The organism is Acinetobacter sp. YT-02 (assembly GCF_002412355.1).
GTDB classification, from domain to species: domain Bacteria; phylum Pseudomonadota; class Gammaproteobacteria; order Pseudomonadales; family Moraxellaceae; genus Acinetobacter; species Acinetobacter towneri.
Map to the genome: position 1 here is coordinate 20,318 of NZ_NOZT01000036.1, position 17,721 is coordinate 38,038.

Below are 17,721 nucleotides of genomic sequence, written 5' to 3' on the forward strand. Positions count from 1 at the left end.
TTAATTGTATACTACTTTGTAGTGTTTAATTGTATACTACTTTGTAGTACTTTTAAGCATTAAATTAGGTCTCATATTGTGAGCTTTTTTAGCCCAATCAAATCACTGCTAATCACCAAGCGCCAATAAACCTTCCCAGCTAAAATAATTCGGGCTTAAATGGCTGCGCTGCATCGCCCAAGTTCGATCTTGCAATTTACATGCTCCAATGGCGAGTTTTTGCACACCAAATTTATTTTTCACGGTATCCAACACTTGCTGTAATTGTTCCTGTTTTTCAATGGCGTCAGTATCTGTAAGCAGGTCGTGAATATAGCTTTGTTTGGGTTCAAGTCCCGTTAAAATCACACCACATTTTTTAAAGGCAATTCCTTCCTGAAATAGCGTTGTCACATGCTTCATCATGGCTTTGTTCATGAGCAAAGCAGAATCTGTTGGCTCATTGAAAGCAATAGTGACCGATTGATTGTAAAAAACTTGGCGCGGATCAAAACGGTTAGATTGCGCAAAAATGATCATACAACCACATAAACTTTTTTCAGCTCTGAGCCTTTGCACAGCAGATTGTAAATAATCGCTCAAAGCTTCTGAAAGCGCATGAATATCTGTTACACGCTGCCCAAAAGAACGTGAGCTGATGATTTGCTGCTTACTTACGGTATTGTGCTCCAGTTCAATACATGCTGTACCTGTGAGTTCAAGAATGGTTTTTTTCATCAAAATAGAAAATTGGCGCTCCATTTGGTCTGGATTGCTTGTTGCTAGATCAAATACAGAACGGATACCCAATGATTGTAATTTTTTAGCGTTTTTGCGTCCCACACCCCAGACTTCAGCGGCATCAATGTGTTGAAACAAGGCTTCTTTGCTGCATAAATCCATATCCAGTAAATTACATACGCCGTTGAAATAGCGGTTTCGCTTGGCAAGATGATTGGCCAGTTTGGCTTCAGTTTTACTTTGATCAATACCGACACAAACAGGGAGAGCCAGCCATTTCCACAAGGTTGTTTTAATTTCCTGTGCGAGTGCGTTTAAATCGCGCTGAGAATATGAACTCAACTCAATAAAAGTTTCATCAATCGAATAAATTTCAACATCTTTGGCACTGACAAATTCTTGAATAATATTATTAAAACGTCTGGACATTTCTGCATAGAGCGCATAATTACTTGAAAAGACCGCAACATCATGTTGTTGAATTAATTCTTGAACTTGGTAAAAGGGCACAGCCATTTTAATGCCAAGTCGTTTGGCTTCATCGGAACGTGACACCACGCAGCCATCGTTATTGGAAAGCACCACCACAGGACGATGATTCAGGTGTGGTTGAAACAACCGCTCACAGCTCACATAACAATTATTAATGTCAATGAGCGCAAAAACTTGCTCTAAAGCTTTCATGACTATTTTACTTATTCGGCTTTTTTATGCATTATTGTGGTGTTTAAACCATCAGGTTTTTCAAATTCCACGTGACCACAGCAAACACTTCAAAAGTTTGCCCATCTTTCAGGTAAATGCTGTCGTAGTCGGGGCTTTCTGCCTTGAGCCAAGCTTCGGGCAAAGTGGCAGGGTCGTAGTCTTCACCAAAATGTTCAGCCAATTCACTTTTGGACATTTTGGCTGTAATCATCAAGCGTTTAATAGTCAGGTCTTTTTGGTCGATTAATGCAACCACAATGCTGCGGTGTTTGGCTTCTTTACTGCGATCTACCAGTACAATATCGCCGTATTCAAGCCCTGCATTCACCATAGAGGTAGTGCGTACCACATTTAAAAAGGTCGCATTTTCATTAGAAATAAGATATTCATTCAGATCAATATTTTTATCAATATAGTCTTGAGCAGGCGAAGGAAAACCTGCAGGAATGGATTCTATTGTTACGGGAAGATGCAGCGTTTTTCTTTTAGCAAGCGCTTGAAAATCATGCTGATTCAGCAATTCAATTTGTTCAAGCAGGGCATTCAGGCTAGGGCTGGGTTTACCATCGCTGCCCATGATTTTTTGTAATGACGCCCAAGCAGCGTCAGAGAAGTAAATAGGTAACTTCTTAGACATGAGATTACTCCTACGCAACGAGGCGTGTTTGAAGTGAAATTTGATGTGTTGATAGCATAGCTGAAAACATGATTAAGATTCAATCTACGTGGATAATTGATTGCTAGATATAGATCACACTCTACGATTGCATAGCTATACAAACACAAGCCTTTCCGTTAGGATTTTTCTATCGCAGCAGCATATTTAGAGATTGGCATGCATATTGTTGAAGACATTTATTTAACGAAAGAAGAAGTTGAATCTTTACTGTTGGGATTAATTAATTCACAACTTGAACCTGAGTTTTTAATGCAGGATTTCATTAAACATCAGGTTTGGTCTTTGGCTGAATATTTTAAGCAAAATACTGAACATGAAATTGACTTTGCGCAAATCAGTTGCCCGATTAAAGTCAAAGCAGAATATCAAAATCATCGTTTGAAACGTCATTTCCTGGTTGAATTTCATCTGACCACCACACCTTTTTTTAATTATGAGCCAGAAGAAAATAGCGTGGCTTACTCCTACATGATGAAAGATTTTTATCTGACCGATATTATTTTTTATGATGCCTATACGGGTGAAAATTTGCAGGCTTGGATGCAAAGAAGATTCGTGATTTTGCAGGGTGAACGTGAAATAGAAGTGAATTCATTGTCATGGTATGCAGATTACAATTTACCGCAAGTTACGCAAAATATGGTGTCTTTTGTGAGTGAAGCCGCTTATGACACGGGTTTAGATCAGATTGTAGATGAAGTCAATTTACGTTTACGACAAGCCAAAACAGTTAATTAAATAGCTATCATCTATCTAAAAAATGGTTGTTTGAGATAGATGATGGGGAATATACGATTACACAATACTGATCAAGTTAAGGAATATCTAAAATGACCACAATCACACATGATTTAGGTCATGGCATGGGGAATGACTGGGAACATAAAGATTGGGCACATCTGACTGTCTCAGAATTACACAACCTGCAACCGTATTACCCATGTTTGCAAGGGAATATTCAAATTTTGTGGTGCAGTCCGCGCCCATTTTCATCTGCCGCAGTGATTGAAGTCACGCAGGATGCAGCCAGTACAGATAAAATAGGAAGTCGCTCGTATTTCATTAAACGCAGTCATCGTTCATTTCGTAATGCGCAAGATATTTTGCAAGAGCATGCTTTTTTGCGACATTTAGCCAGTAAAAACATTCCTGTTGCGACATTAATTGCCTCGAATTGCGGACTGACCGCTTTAGAAATGGGCGACTGGACTTATGAAGTCTACGAAAAAGCAGCAGGTTTTGACTTATATGTCGATCAGCAATCTTGGACGCCGTTTTTCTATACAGAACATGCTGCAAAAGTGGGAAGTTTGCTTGCCAAATTGCATGTCGCCATGCAGGATTTTCCTGAGTTACATGGCAGATCGGCGCGATATTTAGTATCAAATCAGCAGCTTTTAGAAAGTGAAAATATTGTAACGGCTATTCAGCAACTTATTCAAAATAGCCCTGAATTGAGCCGTTATTTTGCCGATAAAAACTTAGACGCCGTTTTTTTAGAGCGTGTATCTCAGACGCATCATAAAATTAAGCATATATTGCAGCAGACCACTAAAATTTGGACGCATAATGATTTGCATGCTTCCAATCTGTTTTGGTCTACGCAAAGTGCCGATGCCAATATTACAGCGCTGATTGATTTTGGCTTATCGGATCGAAATTCAGCGCTGTACGACCTTGCGATAACGATTGAGCGTAACTTTATAGATTGGCTGGCTTTAGAACATACGTCACAAATTAATGTTGATGAAGCGGGTTTAAGCGCGTTTTTACAAGCGTATTGTGCAGAAATACACCCACAACAAGACTTTAGTATTTTGCCAGAACTGCTAAAAATTGTGCATTTGGATTTCGCATTTTCAGAACTTGAATATTTTGTCGGGATTACCCAAAACCTGAAACATGCCGATGCTGCTTATTATGATTGGATTGTTGGACATGTAAATTGGTTTTTTACAGAGCAAGGACAGCAATTTACCCAGACTTTTACTCGATTCCTTCAACGCGAATTGTCATAATCTGCACAGCTAAATGCCTCAAGCATCACTACTTTTTTAATGCAAGATTTTATATGTACAATTGTAAATTCAAACAGAATATATTCACTGCGCCTTTAAAAATCTTCATTCTGTCATCGCTGTGTTGGGTACTTTGGGTTGATGCAGAAAATGGTATTCAATAATTTGATACGATTGTCATCACAGCCAATGAAACCACGCCGTATTTTAGTTTTACAGTAAAGACTGAGGGTTTGCGTACAGATTGTTTACAAAAAGCGCCTGCCTCTATTTCTGTTATTACTGCAGATGCGATTGTCGATCAATTTAATTTATGGTTTGAATGTACAACATAGCTCTGCTGCTGAAACAGGAGTACATTTAGAAATATTTCAACTGCCAATCATCACTATAACTGCTGAAAAGCAGGATGAACGTCATTCTCCATCTCAAGCGATTACACAGTTCAACCACAATTGACTAGGTCTTAATTGAGAAGTGTCCGTTTTAATTGGGGGCTATTACACAACATCAATTCACTGACAACCTAAGTGTTAATGCTAACTGAACCGTACTGGGTTTACAACAGGCATTCAGCTAAATAAAACGTTAAATCTAAAAGACCCAAAATTTTTCTGGGTCTTTTTTTATGAGAATAGATAATATTTTAAACAACGGTCACTTCTTGCTGATAAATACAGGATTGCGCAATCTGTTTTTTTTTGGCTGCGGTCATTTCAATATTTTCCCATTTATCCATCTGCTGCAGGAGCCAGATAAAATCATCGACTTTCGGTTCGGCACTTTCCCCAACAAAATTCCGGATGATATTCTTAATCTTGTAAAAGTCATAGACATGCCGCTGGGCGGAACATTCAAACTGAATAATCTGATAGTCTACCAGCATGTCCCATACTTCTGATAAATCACTGCACTGCTTTAAATCATCCTGCGCTTTTTGTACTGCCTTGACCACTGCCTCTACAGTAAATGGATGCTGTTCTGCCCATTCCTGGGTCATGGCCAAGACTTTATCGGCAACTTTTGGAATGACATTCTGGCTTGCCGCGACGATAAAACTATAGCCTTCAAGTTTGGCCTGAATATTCCAGGGTTCTCCCACGCAAAAGCCATCAAATACCTGTTCTGCGATTCCTTTTACCATGGAAGGCGGTGGAGAGGTCATCAGCTGGATATTCTTGGCCAGTTGTGGATCAGTCAGCGCCAGCCATTCTTTTAAACAGTAATGGTGAATCGAATATTTATAAACATAGGCCAGATTGATGGAATGATTCTGTTGTAAAGCCTGTACCAGTTTCTTTGAGGTATTCTGTTCATCATCCCCAGGCTGGATGCCGAGTTCATAGCACAAATCCTGGCGCAGGCTAATAAAAGCCTGATTCACGCTCAGTACTAGAGGGGTTTGCAAAGCCACCTGTAACTGGTCTGTACCCAGGGCAGCAGCGGGCAGCATGGCAGACAAGCAATGTGCAGCATCCAGAAAGCCATAGGCCAGACGGTCACGCAAACTAGACCAGGAGGCTTCACGGATTAAATTGATGGTTAATCCTTGCTCAGCAAAATACCCCTGTTTTTCGGCCCAGAGAATGGCAACACAATCAAGTAAAGGAATATAGCCAATATTGAGTTCAGTTTTTTCTAATGTGGACATATGCTTTTCCTTATTGGCCCAATAACAGCTTCTGTGCATCCAGTAAGCGTCTGGCCATTTCACCAATGGTAATCCGGTGACTCATGGCATTTTTACGCAATAAAGCAAAAGCTTGCTCTTCCGTTAATGCATGCAGCTGGATGAGCAACGCTTTGGCTTTATCGATATCTTTACGGTCAATCAGTTTGTCCTGGGTTTCTTTTAAATCATTCAGCAGCTTTTTATGTTTGCGGAATTGTTCAATTGAAATTTCCAGAATGCTTTCTAGTTTGGTGGGATCAATACCATCGACAATATAAGCCGTGATTCCGGCATCAATCGCACTTTTGATGGTGTCTTTATTGGAGTTCTGGGTAAACAGCACGGTCGGAAGTTCATATTGGCTGACACAGCTTTCAATAATATCCCGATGCGGATGATCCATATTCAGCAGGATCACATCTGCATGAATACCCTTAACATGTACCATATTCAGGTCATTCAGGATTAAACAGGCCACCACCTGAAAATCATGTGAAAGTAAGGATTCCTGGATGAATTGGGTGCGCTCCAGATCATCATCAATAAGAGCAATTCGTAATTTGGACATGGAATATTTTCAAGTAAGGCCTAAGGAATATTCAAGCAGGAGTAAAGCAAAAAACATGCCATTAAATTGGTGCATAAAATTCTATTTTTCTGTTCAATTTAGTGCATAGCTTTAGGGATTTCAGCTGATGGCTGATCAAAATGAAGCATTTAGGTAGATCATCTGCCTGAAACAAGGCATTTTTCTATTAAAAAAGTTGGCACGGTTTCTGCATTTATTAAATCGTCAAAGATGACTTTCAATACTAACAACGGCCAACGATGTCCGTTCTGATCGTAATTGCACTTTCAAGGAGTGTGATTGGTATTTCGTTCAGCACAGGATAAATGACATGGTCAGTTGTTCAGCAATACAAAACGCACAAGCGTTTCAACCCTTCCTCCAGCATTACAAAGCGCTGGGTTGCGGTATTTACAACATATTCAATCAGCAGACATATCAATGCCTAGACGTGATATGCGGCTTTTTATCATCTTTAAAAAAACAATAGTTGGAGTGCAGATATGAAAATTCTCATGATTGGGCATGGCATGGTGGGGCATAAATTCATCGAATCTGTACTGGAACAGGCCGGTGATGACATTGAGCTGACCATTTTGGCAGAAGAGCCACATTTAGCTTATGACCGGGTACATTTGACCGAATATTTCAGCGGCAAGTCGGTCAAGGATCTGAGTCTGTGTCGTAGTGATTTTGCCGATGCTTATGGCATTGATTTGCGACTTAATACTAAAGCGGTTGAAATTGATCAGCTCCATAAAACCGTCACCACCAGCCAGGGTGATGTGCTGAGTTTTGACAAGTTGATTCTCGCTACCGGTTCTTATGCCTTTGTGCCACCAATCCGGGGCAATGACCGTCAGAATTGCTTTGTTTATCGTACCATTGAAGATCTGGATGCCATTCGTGCAGCCAGTCTGAATGCCAAAACTGGCGTAGTGATTGGCGGCGGCTTGCTAGGGCTGGAAGCAGCGAAAGCCCTGCGAGATCTGAATCTGGAAACCCATGTCGTAGAATTTGCTCCGCGTCTGATGGCGGTGCAGATTGATGATCTGGGCGGCCGGGTACTGCGCTCTAAAATTGAAGACCTGGGTGTCAAGGTACATACTCAAAAGGCCACATCAAGCATTGAAGATGGTGACAGCGCTCAGCATGTAATGAAGTTCGGAGATGGTTCGGTACTTGAAACCGATATCATCCTGTTCTCGGCCGGTATTCGTCCGCGTGATGAAGTGGCGCGCCAGAGCGGCCTGTTGATTGGTGAGCGTGGCGGCATCATCATTAATGATTATTGTCAGACCTCACATCCGGATATTTATGCCATTGGTGAATGTGCACTTTGGGATAATAAAATTTATGGTCTGGTTGCACCGGGCTATGACATGGCGCGTATCGCGGCAAAACATGTCCTGGGCCAAGAAAGTCATGCATTCGCTGGTGCAGACATGAGTACCAAGCTCAAACTGATGGGCGTGGATGTTGCTTCTATTGGTGATGCACACGCCATGTCCCCTGGTGTCTTGAGCTATTTCTATGCTGATGAAGCCGCGCAGGTTTATAAAAAAATCGTGGTGTCAGCAGATAAGACCAAGCTACTCGGTGCGGTGCTGGTGGGCTGTGCCAAAGAATATAGCGATCTTTTACAAATGATGCTGAATGGTCTGGCTGTACCGGAGCAACCGGAAAGCCTGATCATGCCGGGCTTTAATCAGTCAACTTCCAAATCGGGTGGCAGTGGTGTCGATTTATTGCCTGACAGTGCGACCATCTGTTCATGTAATAACGTTTCCAAAGCGGATATCTGTTCAGCCATTGATGGTGGTGCAACTTCATTGGGTGCACTGAAAAAATGCACACAGGCTGCAACGGCGTGCGGTGGCTGTGCACCACTGGTAACGCAGGTTCTCAAATCTGAATTACAGCGTCAGGGTGTCACGGTGAACAATCACCTGTGCGAACACTTTGCCTATTCACGTCAGGAACTGTATCACCTGGTACGCGTGCATGAAATCAAGACATTCTCTGACCTGATTCAGCAACATGGGCACGGCATGGGCTGTGATATCTGCAAACCGACTGTAGCCAATATTCTGGCATCTTGCTGGAATGATTTTGTGCTAAAACCAAGTCATGCCGGTTTGCAGGATAGCAACGACTATTACTTGGGCAATATCCAGAAAGATGGTTCCTATTCGATTGTGCCACGTGTTGCAGGCGGCGAGATTACCCCTGATGGCCTGATTATCATCGGTCAGATTGCCAAAGATTATGGTCTATATACCAAAATCACAGGCGGACAACGAATTGACATGTTTGGTGCACAGGTACATCAGCTGCCTGAAATCTGGGAAAAACTGATCAATGCCGGTTTCGAGTCCGGACATGCCTACGGCAAATCCTTACGTACGGTGAAATCTTGTGTGGGCAGTACCTGGTGCCGTTTCGGAGTCGATGATTCTGTCGGCTTGGCGATTTTCCTGGAGAATCGTTATAAAGGCCTGCGTTCACCACATAAAACCAAAATGGCAGTATCTGGCTGTACCCGTGAATGTGCAGAAGCACAGAGCAAGGATGTCGGTGTCATTGCCACCGAAAAAGGCTGGAATCTATATGCATGTGGCAATGGTGGTATGAAACCGCGCCATGCTGAACTACTTGCCTCGGATCTGGATACTTCCACACTGATCAAATATATCGACCGCTTCTTTATGTTCTATATCCAGACAGCAGATCGTCTGCAACGCACCAGCGTATGGCGTGACAATATGGAAGGTGGGCTGGACTATCTGAAAGATGTCATTGTGCATGATTCACTGGGTATTGCTGCTGAACTGGAAAGCCGTATGCAGCATGTGATTGGCACTTATCAGGATGAATGGCGCACCGCGATTGAAGATCCTGAAGTACGCAAACGCTTTAAGACTTTTATCAATGCCAAAGCAGCTGAGCAGAATGACCCGAATATTCAGTTTACGCCTGTACGTGGCCAGATTCGTCCAAAGACAGAAGCTGAACGTGATTTAAACCGTATTCCAGTGGTTGAAGCCTAAATACCACAGTCAGGGAGAATGAAAATGACAATTTTAAAAGACATGAACGAACTGAACTGGTACGAAGTCTGCAATCTGGATGAGATTACCCCGAATACCGGTGTGGCAGCCCTGATTGAAGATCAGCAGATTGCAATTTTTCGCGTGGGTCAGGAACAGCGGGTGTATGCACTCAGCAATCAAGATCCATTTAGTCTGGCCAATGTCATGGCACGTGGCATTCTGGGTGATCTGCAAGGTGAGCGTGTAGTCGCATCCCCAATTTATAAGCAGCATTTCAGTCTGGTGACCGGCCGTTGTCTGGAAGAACAAGACCAGAAATTACTGGTATTTCCAACCCGAATTGAAAATGGCAAAGTTCTGGTGAGTCCGACTCCACAAAAGACCTATATTTCCAGTAATGGTCAGAACACAGAGCGTTTAAAACTGGTACTGGTCGGAAATGGGCTGGCGGGCATGCGCTGTCTGGAAGACTTGCTGGATATGGCGCCAGATCGTTATGACATTACCGTGATTGGGGAAGAGCCATGGGGCAATTACAACCGGATCATGTTGTCACCGGTATTGTCTGGTGAGAAAAGCTTTGCAGAAATTATGCTGCATTCAGCCGACTGGTATGCCGAAAAAGGCATTAGATTCATCGCTGGAGATGCTGCCAGCTCTATCGACCGTTCACGTAAGCAGGTTCATACCGAAAAAGGTGAAATCGTTGCTTATGATCGTCTGATCCTCGCTACTGGTTCCAAACCCTTTATACCACCAATTTCAGGTGCTGAACTTGAAGGCGTGATTAGCTTCCGGGATATTCAGGATGTTAACCACATGCTGGATTACTGCAAAACCAAGCAAAACGCCGTCGTCATTGGCGGTGGTCTGTTAGGACTGGAAGCCGCTTATGGATTGAAGCAGCGAGGGATGAATATAACGGTGCTACATCTGATGGACCGTATTATGGATCGTCAGCTGGACATGAAAGCCAGTCAAATGCTGAAGAAGTCAATTGAAGAAAAAGGTATTAGGATTATCACCGAAGCCAATACCGAAGAACTACTCGGTAGTGATGGCCACGTGAATCAACTGCGCTTAAAAGACGGGACGGTGCTGGATGCTGAGCTCGTGGTCTTTGCAGTTGGAATCCGACCAAATAAAACTTTGGCTGAACAGGCTGGCTTACGCTGTAACCGCGGCGTGCTGGTGAATGACACCATGCAGACCTATGATCCTAGTATCTATGCCGTTGGTGAATGTATTGAGCATCGTGGCCAGACCTTTGGATTGGTTGAGCCATTATGGGGACAAGCCTTTATCTGTGCGACGCATCTGGCTGAACATGGCCGACTGACCTTTAAGGCACCGACTGTTCCGACCCAACTCAAGGTCAGTGGATGTGATGTCTTCTCGGCCGGAAATTTTGAACCTCAGGATGATTTTGAAGATATCGTGCTGAATGATGAAAAACGTCAAATCTATAAACGGATCATTATCCAGCAGGACAAGGTCATTGGTGCGGTGCTATTTGGCGATACCGAAGATGGAGCTTGGTATGCAGAACTGATTGCAGATCAGACACCGATTAGTAATATCCGCAGCAAACTGCTTTTTGGTCGGGATTTTGCATTAAAAAAGGCAGGGTAATCGGATCAATCTCCCAACCCCTCTTTAAACAAGAGGGGAACCTCTCTCCTTTATTAAAGGAGGGTTGGTGAGGATTAAAGCTTTTGAGACATAGAAAAAATTTAAATCAAACCTGTAAAAGCTAGATATCAGCGTTTTGGTGAAACAAGTGAATTTGGATGATTAAGGAGCGCAGCAGCAATGAATAGTATTCCGGTTATGGAACTACATAGCTCTACTGAATCCCAAATAAAAACCACTCAGACGACCTGTCCTTATTGTGGAGTAGGCTGTGGTGTCATCGCGCACGTAAGCCAAACCTCGATGGGTGAAAAGGTTCAGATTGAAGGCGATGTTCAGCATCCTGCGAACTTGGGCAAGTTGTGTATTAAAGGCAGTCATCTTGCCGATACACTTGGCTTAAAAACCCGGCTTCTACATCCGATAACAGGTCGAAAAGAGCAGCGGCAAATAAGCACTTGGGATCATGCCATTTCAAGTATTGCCAATAAATTTCAGCAATGTATTGATCAGTATGGACGTGACAGCATCGCCTTTTATGTCTCCGGCCAGCTTTTGACTGAAGACTATTATGTGGTGAACAAGTTTGTAAAAGGCTATCTGGGTACTGCCAATATTGATACCAATTCAAGACTGTGTATGTCTTCTGCTGTGGCGGCACATAAACGGGCTTTCGGCGAAGACTTGGTACTGGCCAGCTACACAGATTTTGAGCAGACAGAAATGGTGGTCTTGGTGGGTTCCAATACCGCCTGGTGCCATCCGGTGCTTTATCAGCGCATTATGAAAGCTAAAGAAGAGCGGGATTTATTTGTGGTGGTGATTGACCCGCGCTTTACTGCAACCTGTGAAGCGGCAGACTTACACTTGCCGATTTTACCGGGTCAGGATGTCGCGCTGTTTAATGGTTTGTTGCAGTATCTTCAGCAAAATGGTCATGCCGATCTGGATTTTGTTACCCAACATACTCAAGGTCTGGAGCAGGCGCTTGCCAGCAGCTCGACAGAGTCATCGATTGAAAGCGTGGCTCAACGAACCGGGATTACTATTGAAAAATTAACCTTATTTTTCAGAAATTTGCCCAGACCGAAAAAATCATGAGCCTGCTATGAGCTGCACTGGATTATCTGCCCATCTCAGTACACATCGTGCCGAACCGTATTGTGAAATTCATTCGAATGATGCATTGAAATACGGGATTCAGGATGGTGAGCTGGTCGAAGTTCGTTCTGAATGGGGACAATGTAATGGCCTGCACAACGTATCAACTTCTGAAGCGTTGTTGCTTTGTGAAAGGTGGCATTACGCCATTATGGGGTATGTCCTTCTATGACAGATGGCGCACTTGCGAAACAGTGTTTCTCATACCAAAATGCATTAGCAGAGCGGATTAATGGAATATTAAAGCAGGAGTTTTAACTACACGATGTCAAACCATGAAGGAGTTAGATCACTTAATTGCGGAATCTATCATGATTTATAATTGCTATAGACCACATTTAAGTTTAAATATGAACACCCCGAATCAGACGTATGAGCAAACTAAAACTGAGCTAATTGCTTAACTCGGTTTGAAGTGGAATACTGTCAATCTATTTCAGGACAAGACAAATTAATAGGTTTTATAAGGTAAAAACTTGCCAGACAATACGACATTTACCCGGTCACCATTCGGATTTTCTTCGCGTTGGATATCCATACTAAAATCAATAGCACTCATGATCCCATCTCCGAATTCTTCATGAATCAGTTCTTTAATGGTCGAACCATAAACACTCACTACTTCATACCAGCGATAAATTAAGGGATCAGTAGGCACGCTGGTCGGCAATGAACCTTTGTATGGCACGATTTGTAGCCATGCAACAGCTTCATTACTTAAGCCAAAAATCTGACCGATTTTTTCTGCCTGCTCTTTATTAAAAGCCATCTGACCTAAACATGCAGCGGTTACCCATTCTTTAGAAAGTTCTATTTCTTTGGCGACATCTGACCATTTAATTGATTTTAAAACTTTCGCTGAAATGATCATGTCAGTTACTTGTTGACGATGGGTAATCATAATCCTCTCCAAATGATTCTTAAACAAATTGTTATGCGGAGTAGATGATGCAGATATCATGCCAATCATCATTTTAAAATTTATGCTCAATAAGACAGTGAATAATTAAAAGATTAATAATTTTTTATGGCATAGCTTTTGCTTGTACTTTGAGATATATGGCAATGACGCCATTCACCTTTAACTGTTCAAGCATTTAAGGCAACGGCGCCTAAGGTCTTCATTGATCTTAGGCGTCTTTTTTTGAAAAACAGGTCTGTATATTGAAAAAGAGGACGACAACATGGCATATCTTGCTCCTGCAGAGTTTGCAAAAAAAGTGGTAGATGCGGGTGAATCCAAATTGCATATGGCAACCCGTGATGTATTGATTCGTGCCTTTATGGCAGGGGCCATTCTTGCCTTGGCAGCGGTATTTGCCATTACCATAGCCGTGCAAACAGGATCACCATTGATTGGTGCGCTCCTGTTTCCAGTTGGTTTTTGTATGTTGTATTTATTGGGCTATGACCTATTAACTGGGGTGTTTGTACTTACGCCGCTGGCATGGCTAGATAAACGCCCAGGGGTGACATGGGGACGTATTCTAAAAAACTGGGGCTTGGTGTTTGTAGGGAACTTTACAGGCTGTTTAGTCGTTGCGGTGCTCATGGCAGCGGTTTATACCATGGGTTTTGCAGCGGATCCAAACCCTGTCGGCGTAAAAATTGCGCATATTGGTGAGGAGCGGACATTAGGTTATGCCGAATACGGATTCGCCGGCTGGATGACTATTTTTATCCGTGGCATGCTGTGTAACTGGATGGTGTCATTAGGTGTCATTGGCGCGATGATGTCTACTACGGTGAGTGGCAAATTTATTGCCATGTGGATGCCAATTATGCTGTTCTTTGCCATGGGCTTTGAGCACTCTGTCGTGAACATGTTCCTGTTCCCATTTGCCATGATGATGGGCGGTGACTTCTCGATTGCTGACTACTTCCTATGGAATGAACTGCCGGTTGCTTTAGGTAATCTGGTGGGCGGTTTGGCATTAACAGGTCTGGCACTTTATACCACCCATGTCCGTACTGGTGTTAAAAAAGAATTTTAACATTCATCATTTTATAAAGGGATCATATAGATCCCTTTTTGAGCTTTCAGCATGAAAAAAACATTAAAAGTCAGTATTGGGCAATATTCTACTGCCGGAGTTAAACAACAGAACCAGGATTTCCATGGAGTATATCTGCCCGAAGGACATGTGCTGAAACAGAAAGGTATTGCATGTGTTATAGCGGATGGAATCGGTAGCAGCAATGTCAGCCATATTGCAGCAGAAACTGCAGTCAGCAGTTTTTTATCGGATTATTATTCTACTTCAGATGCCTGGAGTACACAGACTTCAGCAGAACGAGTGATCCGCGCGACCAATTCATGGCTTTATGCACAGACTCAACAAAGTCAAGGACGTTTTGATAAAGACCGAGGGTATGTCTGTACCTTATCTGCACTGATTTTAAAACAGCAACAAGCCCATGTTTTTCATGTTGGTGATAGTCGTATTTACCGCATTCGCGATCATGAAATTGAATTACTAACCCATGATCATCGTGTCTGGTTGTCTTCCAAAGAGCATTATCTTAGTCGAGCCTTAGGTGCGGATTATCGTATTGAAATTGATTATCGAAATATTGAACTCAAAGAAAAAGATATTTTTTTACGCAGATTCAAATCCCAAGTGCAACACATTTGTAGTTAGTTGAAAAAGTTAGGTGTATTCATAGAATCATTAGACTTTTTCAACCTGCAATTGGAAAGCACACAATGAAGAAATACACCCAACTTTCTCAAGATGAAAGATACGAAATTTATGCTACTTTGAAAAGTAAAAGTTCAATCGCTACCCTTGCTCGGGAGTTAGGACGTTCACGATCAACCATCTACCGTGAATTAAAAAGAAATACTGGGCAACGTGGATATAGAGCTCAACAGGCAGCTAAATTTGCAAGTCAAAGACGGTACCGTCCTTCATCATCAATGACAGCATTTGCCTTCGCTTATATTGATTATTTGATTGGTTTGGACTGGTCACCAGAACAAATTTCAGGTGCTTTAACACAACGCGGTTGGCTGGATGTACCTTCACATGAGTGGATTTACCAGTACATTTATCAAGATAAATCAAAAGGTGGTAAACTTCATCTACACTTAAGGCATCAGAAGAAATATCGAAAACGCGGTTACAAAAACACGGATCGTAGGGGGCAAATCATTGATAAAACAAGTATTCACTGCCGAGACCAGGTCATTGATCAACGACAACGTTTAGGAGATTTCGAAGGTGACACGGTGATTGGTAAACATCATAAAGGTGCTTTATTGACTCTCGTTGATCGAAAGAGCCTGTATGTACATATTGTTCATTTAGGGTCAACGAGAGAATCCTCTCAAACGATTACTTGTGCATTAGATCGTTTACAAATGAGCCATGCTTATAGTGTGACATTTGATAATGGCAAAGAATTTTCCGAACACAAAAGAATTACTGATGCTGGCATAGAGACGTATTTTGCTGATCCTTACAAGTCTATTCAGCGAGCTAGAAATGAAAATACGAATGGTTTAATCCGTCAATATCTGCCAAAATCATCATCGTTTGATGACGTGTCAAACGAACAAATAGAGCAGATAGAATTTGCACTCAACCATCGTCCTAGAAAAACCCTAGGTTGGTATACACCGAGTGAAGTTATGTCTGGTTTTTATACTGTTGCACTTGCCGCTTGAATCCGCCTATCTATTTCAAATCTAATTTGAGAAATTTTGTCGAAGCAATACTTTATAGAATAAGAACAGGCTGTCCGTGGCGTGATTTGCCTAAGGAATTTGGTTCGTATAACTCAATCTTTAAAAAATATAATCGTTGGTGTAAAAATGATAAGTTAATGAAAGTATTTAAATTAATTTCTTCAAATGCTGATGTGGAATGGGTTTTTATTGATGGTAGTCATGTTCGGGCACATCAACATTCTGCTGGAATAAAAGATCAGGATATTTCTAAAAGCATTGGTGGCAATAGTTCTAAAATACACTTAGCTGTTGATGCGGATGGCAATCCAATCGAAATTATTATCTCCGATGGAACGACACATGATGTCAAGATTGCTCCCAAAATGATTGAAAAACTAGATTTGAGTGAAACGGAAGTGTGTTGTGCAGACAAAGGATATGACTCTGAATCATTAAGAGAACAAATATCTGCGAAAAAAACTAAAGCGAATATTCCAAGAAAATCAAATACCCAGTCAAATAATGACCATATGGATTGGTATTTATATAAAATCAGACACTTAGTGGAGAATGCATTTTGTAGGTTAAAGCAGTTCAGAGGAATAGCAACACGATATGATAAGTTAAAGTGTAGCTATGAGGGTGCAGTTGCATTAGCTTGTATATTTATTTGGCTACCTTTATCGGGTAAATTCTATACTTGAAATGTCAACAGACCCTATTTTTTTAGAAAATTTTTCTTATTTTTAAATTGTTATATTAGACTTCCGTCATAAATCAAAAAACGTACAATTTATTTGATCTTAAATTAATCAGCAAAATTATTTAATTCAAGGGATAATCCTTGGATGAAATTCAAAGATATTCAAAAATTATCAGACGTTAAGTTTCGTAGGCTTACCGGTGTTAGTTGGGCTACATTTAACCTCATGTTGGCCGAGCTAAATAAGCATTTACCTCGTCATATTGGTAAAGGACGACCGCATAAATTACCGTTGGAAGATCGTTTGCTCTTATGTATAGAATATTGGAGAGAATATCGAACATTTTTCCATCTTGGTATGAGTTACGGTGTATCTGAAACGAGTGCAATTCGTATCACACGTGTTATTGAAGATACCTTAATCGGTTCTGGAAAATTTAACTTGCCAAAACAACTTCCTAATCGAGATGAAGTGGATTGGGAAGTTGTTGTGATTGATGCAACTGAAATATTAGTTCAACGTCCAAAAAAAACAGAAGAAATGGTATAGCGGTAAAAAAAAGAGACAGAGGTGGTCCCACTTGTTTGAACAACTAAAAGCGTATTTATAAGTGATATTCCGCTCTAGTTAAGCCACCTTGTTTTGTTGGGGTAGCTGATCATAGTAAAACTCATTTGGTGTCAATTTGTCTAGACTCGAATGAGGTCGTTTCAAATTATAAAACTCAAAATATGCACTTAATTGCTTTTTCGCATCTGTGACACTGCTATAAGCTTTGAGATACACCTCTTCATATTTAACGCTCCGCCATAATCGTTCAACCATCACATTATCAACCCATCGACCTTTACCATCCATACTGATTTGAATGCCATTTGATTTCAATACATCAATAAATGCATCACTGGTGAACTGACTGCCTTGGTCTGTATTCAATATTTCAGGTGATCCATATTTTTCAATCGCTTCATTTAAAGCCGAAATACAAAAATCCACCTCCATACTAATCGATACCCTATGCGCAAGTACCTTGCGGCTATGCCAGCCAATCAAGGCAAAGATTTTTCCGAACACAAAAGAATTACTGATGCTGGCATAGAGACGTATTTTGCTGATCCTTACAAGTCTATTCAGCG

At 41.6% G+C, this 17,721-nt stretch carries 16 protein-coding genes and 3 pseudogenes; 13 read left to right on the plus strand and 6 right to left on the minus strand.

Translation table 11 applies throughout. From position 1 onward, the window contains the following. Positions 1–108: 108 nt before the first annotated feature. Together CF596_RS09970 and umuD are read right to left on the minus strand one after the other, a co-directional pair. A complete protein-coding gene (locus CF596_RS09970; protein WP_096902349.1) occupies positions 109–1,404 on the minus strand; it encodes a Y-family DNA polymerase in 1,296 nt (431 codons plus the stop codon). Positions 1,405–1,447: 43 nt separating this feature from the next. Next, positions 1,448–2,062 carry a translesion error-prone DNA polymerase V autoproteolytic subunit gene (gene umuD, locus CF596_RS09975; protein ID WP_096902350.1) on the minus strand — a complete coding sequence of 205 codons (615 nt, stop codon included), beginning with the start codon at positions 2,060–2,062 and terminating at the stop codon, positions 1,448–1,450. 198 nt (positions 2,063–2,260) lie between these two features. Between umuD and CF596_RS09980 the strand changes: the two genes are divergently transcribed. From CF596_RS09980 to CF596_RS14770, 3 genes are all read left to right on the plus strand, one after another. Then, complete coding sequence (locus CF596_RS09980; RefSeq protein WP_096902351.1) at positions 2,261–2,842, plus strand: hypothetical protein; 582 nt, start codon at positions 2,261–2,263, stop codon at positions 2,840–2,842. Between the two features lie 92 nt (positions 2,843–2,934). Beyond that, entirely contained in the window at positions 2,935–4,122 is a 1,188-nt protein-coding gene (locus CF596_RS09985) for a phosphotransferase (protein WP_096902352.1), read from the plus strand. Between the two features lie 294 nt (positions 4,123–4,416). Further along, on the plus strand, positions 4,417–4,581 hold the full coding sequence (locus tag CF596_RS14770) for a hypothetical protein (protein WP_171324964.1): 165 nt from the start codon (positions 4,417–4,419) through the stop codon (positions 4,579–4,581). A gap of 187 nt (positions 4,582–4,768) precedes the next feature. Here the strand turns inward: CF596_RS14770 and CF596_RS09990 are convergent, their stop codons facing one another. Together CF596_RS09990 and CF596_RS09995 are read right to left on the minus strand one after the other, a co-directional pair. Continuing rightward, positions 4,769–5,773, minus strand: a complete 1,005-nt coding sequence (locus CF596_RS09990) for a CmpA/NrtA family ABC transporter substrate-binding protein (RefSeq protein WP_096902353.1) — start codon at positions 5,771–5,773, stop codon at positions 4,769–4,771. Between the two features lie 10 nt (positions 5,774–5,783). Next, a complete protein-coding gene (locus CF596_RS09995; RefSeq protein WP_096902354.1) occupies positions 5,784–6,362 on the minus strand; it encodes an ANTAR domain-containing protein in 579 nt (192 codons plus the stop codon). Between the two features lie 503 nt (positions 6,363–6,865). On the opposite strand from CF596_RS09995, the gene nirB reads away from it, so the two are divergent. The 5 genes and pseudogenes from nirB to CF596_RS14920 all read left to right on the plus strand — a co-directional run. After that, positions 6,866–9,412: a nitrite reductase large subunit NirB gene (nirB, locus tag CF596_RS10000; protein WP_096902355.1), complete on the plus strand. Its 2,547-nt coding sequence runs from the start codon at positions 6,866–6,868 to the stop codon at positions 9,410–9,412. Positions 9,413–9,436: 24 nt separating this feature from the next. Continuing rightward, positions 9,437–11,047 carry a nitrite reductase small subunit NirD gene (gene nirD / locus CF596_RS10005; protein ID WP_096902356.1) on the plus strand — a complete coding sequence of 537 codons (1,611 nt, stop codon included), beginning with the start codon at positions 9,437–9,439 and terminating at the stop codon, positions 11,045–11,047. 180 nt (positions 11,048–11,227) lie between these two features. After that, a pseudogene (locus CF596_RS10010) lies at positions 11,228–12,153 on the plus strand (molybdopterin-dependent oxidoreductase); the annotation flags it as partial. Positions 12,154–12,155: 2 nt separating this feature from the next. Beyond that, positions 12,156–12,380 carry a molybdopterin dinucleotide binding domain-containing protein gene (locus tag CF596_RS10015; protein WP_096902357.1) on the plus strand — a complete coding sequence of 75 codons (225 nt, stop codon included), beginning with the start codon at positions 12,156–12,158 and terminating at the stop codon, positions 12,378–12,380. Next, a pseudogene (locus tag CF596_RS14920) lies at positions 12,365–12,612 on the plus strand (integrase core domain-containing protein); the annotation flags it as partial. The gene CF596_RS10015 and the pseudogene CF596_RS14920, both read left to right, overlap by 16 nt. A 47-nt stretch (positions 12,613–12,659) precedes the next feature. Here the strand turns inward: CF596_RS14920 and cynS are convergent. Further along, complete coding sequence (cynS, locus tag CF596_RS10020) at positions 12,660–13,109, minus strand: cyanase (RefSeq protein WP_096902358.1); 450 nt, start codon at positions 13,107–13,109, stop codon at positions 12,660–12,662. Between the two features lie 283 nt (positions 13,110–13,392). Between cynS and CF596_RS10025 the strand changes: the two genes are divergently transcribed. The 5 genes and pseudogenes from CF596_RS10025 to CF596_RS10045 all read left to right on the plus strand — a co-directional run bounded on the left by CF596_RS10025 (position 13,393) and on the right by CF596_RS10045 (position 17,134). After that, positions 13,393–14,202, plus strand: a complete 810-nt coding sequence (locus tag CF596_RS10025) for a formate/nitrite transporter family protein (protein WP_008303564.1) — start codon at positions 13,393–13,395, stop codon at positions 14,200–14,202. A gap of 51 nt (positions 14,203–14,253) precedes the next feature. Beyond that, positions 14,254–14,811: pseudogene (locus CF596_RS10030) on the plus strand (PP2C family serine/threonine-protein phosphatase); the annotation flags it as partial. Between the two features lie 104 nt (positions 14,812–14,915). Beyond that, positions 14,916–15,878 (plus strand): IS30 family transposase, encoded by a 963-nt coding sequence (locus CF596_RS10035; protein WP_077109281.1) that lies wholly within the window; start codon positions 14,916–14,918, stop codon positions 15,876–15,878. Next, complete coding sequence (locus CF596_RS10040; protein WP_096902359.1) at positions 15,875–16,585, plus strand: IS5 family transposase; 711 nt, start codon at positions 15,875–15,877, stop codon at positions 16,583–16,585. The genes CF596_RS10035 and CF596_RS10040 overlap by 4 nt, the downstream gene beginning before the upstream one ends. Positions 16,586–16,729: 144 nt before the next feature. Beyond that, positions 16,730–17,134: a transposase family protein gene (locus CF596_RS10045; RefSeq protein ID WP_017395860.1), complete on the plus strand. Its 405-nt coding sequence runs from the start codon at positions 16,730–16,732 to the stop codon at positions 17,132–17,134. A gap of 78 nt (positions 17,135–17,212) precedes the next feature. On the opposite strand, the gene CF596_RS10050 is transcribed toward CF596_RS10045, so the two are convergent. Then, positions 17,213–17,721, minus strand: a 509-nt coding sequence (locus tag CF596_RS10050; protein WP_143228683.1) for an integrase core domain-containing protein, incomplete at its 5' end; no start/stop codon positions are given.

Excerpts from the sequence above, each read along its gene's own strand:
- CF596_RS09970 (WP_096902349.1), bottom strand. The coding sequence starts at position 1,404 with ATGAAAGCTTTAGAGCAAGTTTTTGCGCTCATTGACATTAATAATTGT.
- umuD (WP_096902350.1), bottom strand. The coding sequence starts at position 2,062 with ATGTCTAAGAAGTTACCTATTTACTTCTCTGACGCTGCTTGGGCGTCA.
- CF596_RS09980 (WP_096902351.1), top strand. The coding sequence starts at position 2,261 with ATGCATATTGTTGAAGACATTTATTTAACGAAAGAAGAAGTTGAATCT.
- CF596_RS09985 (WP_096902352.1), top strand. The coding sequence starts at position 2,935 with ATGACCACAATCACACATGATTTAGGTCATGGCATGGGGAATGACTGG.
- CF596_RS09990 (WP_096902353.1), bottom strand. The coding sequence starts at position 5,773 with ATGTCCACATTAGAAAAAACTGAACTCAATATTGGCTATATTCCTTTA.
- CF596_RS09995 (WP_096902354.1), bottom strand. The coding sequence starts at position 6,362 with ATGTCCAAATTACGAATTGCTCTTATTGATGATGATCTGGAGCGCACC.
- nirB (WP_096902355.1), top strand. The coding sequence starts at position 6,866 with ATGAAAATTCTCATGATTGGGCATGGCATGGTGGGGCATAAATTCATC.
- nirD (WP_096902356.1), top strand. The coding sequence starts at position 9,437 with ATGACAATTTTAAAAGACATGAACGAACTGAACTGGTACGAAGTCTGC.
- CF596_RS10015 (WP_096902357.1), top strand. The coding sequence starts at position 12,156 with ATGAGCTGCACTGGATTATCTGCCCATCTCAGTACACATCGTGCCGAA.
- cynS (WP_096902358.1), bottom strand. The coding sequence starts at position 13,109 with ATGATTACCCATCGTCAACAAGTAACTGACATGATCATTTCAGCGAAA.
- CF596_RS10025 (WP_008303564.1), top strand. The coding sequence starts at position 13,393 with ATGGCATATCTTGCTCCTGCAGAGTTTGCAAAAAAAGTGGTAGATGCG.
- CF596_RS10035 (WP_077109281.1), top strand. The coding sequence starts at position 14,916 with ATGAAGAAATACACCCAACTTTCTCAAGATGAAAGATACGAAATTTAT.
- CF596_RS10045 (WP_017395860.1), top strand. The coding sequence starts at position 16,730 with ATGAAATTCAAAGATATTCAAAAATTATCAGACGTTAAGTTTCGTAGG.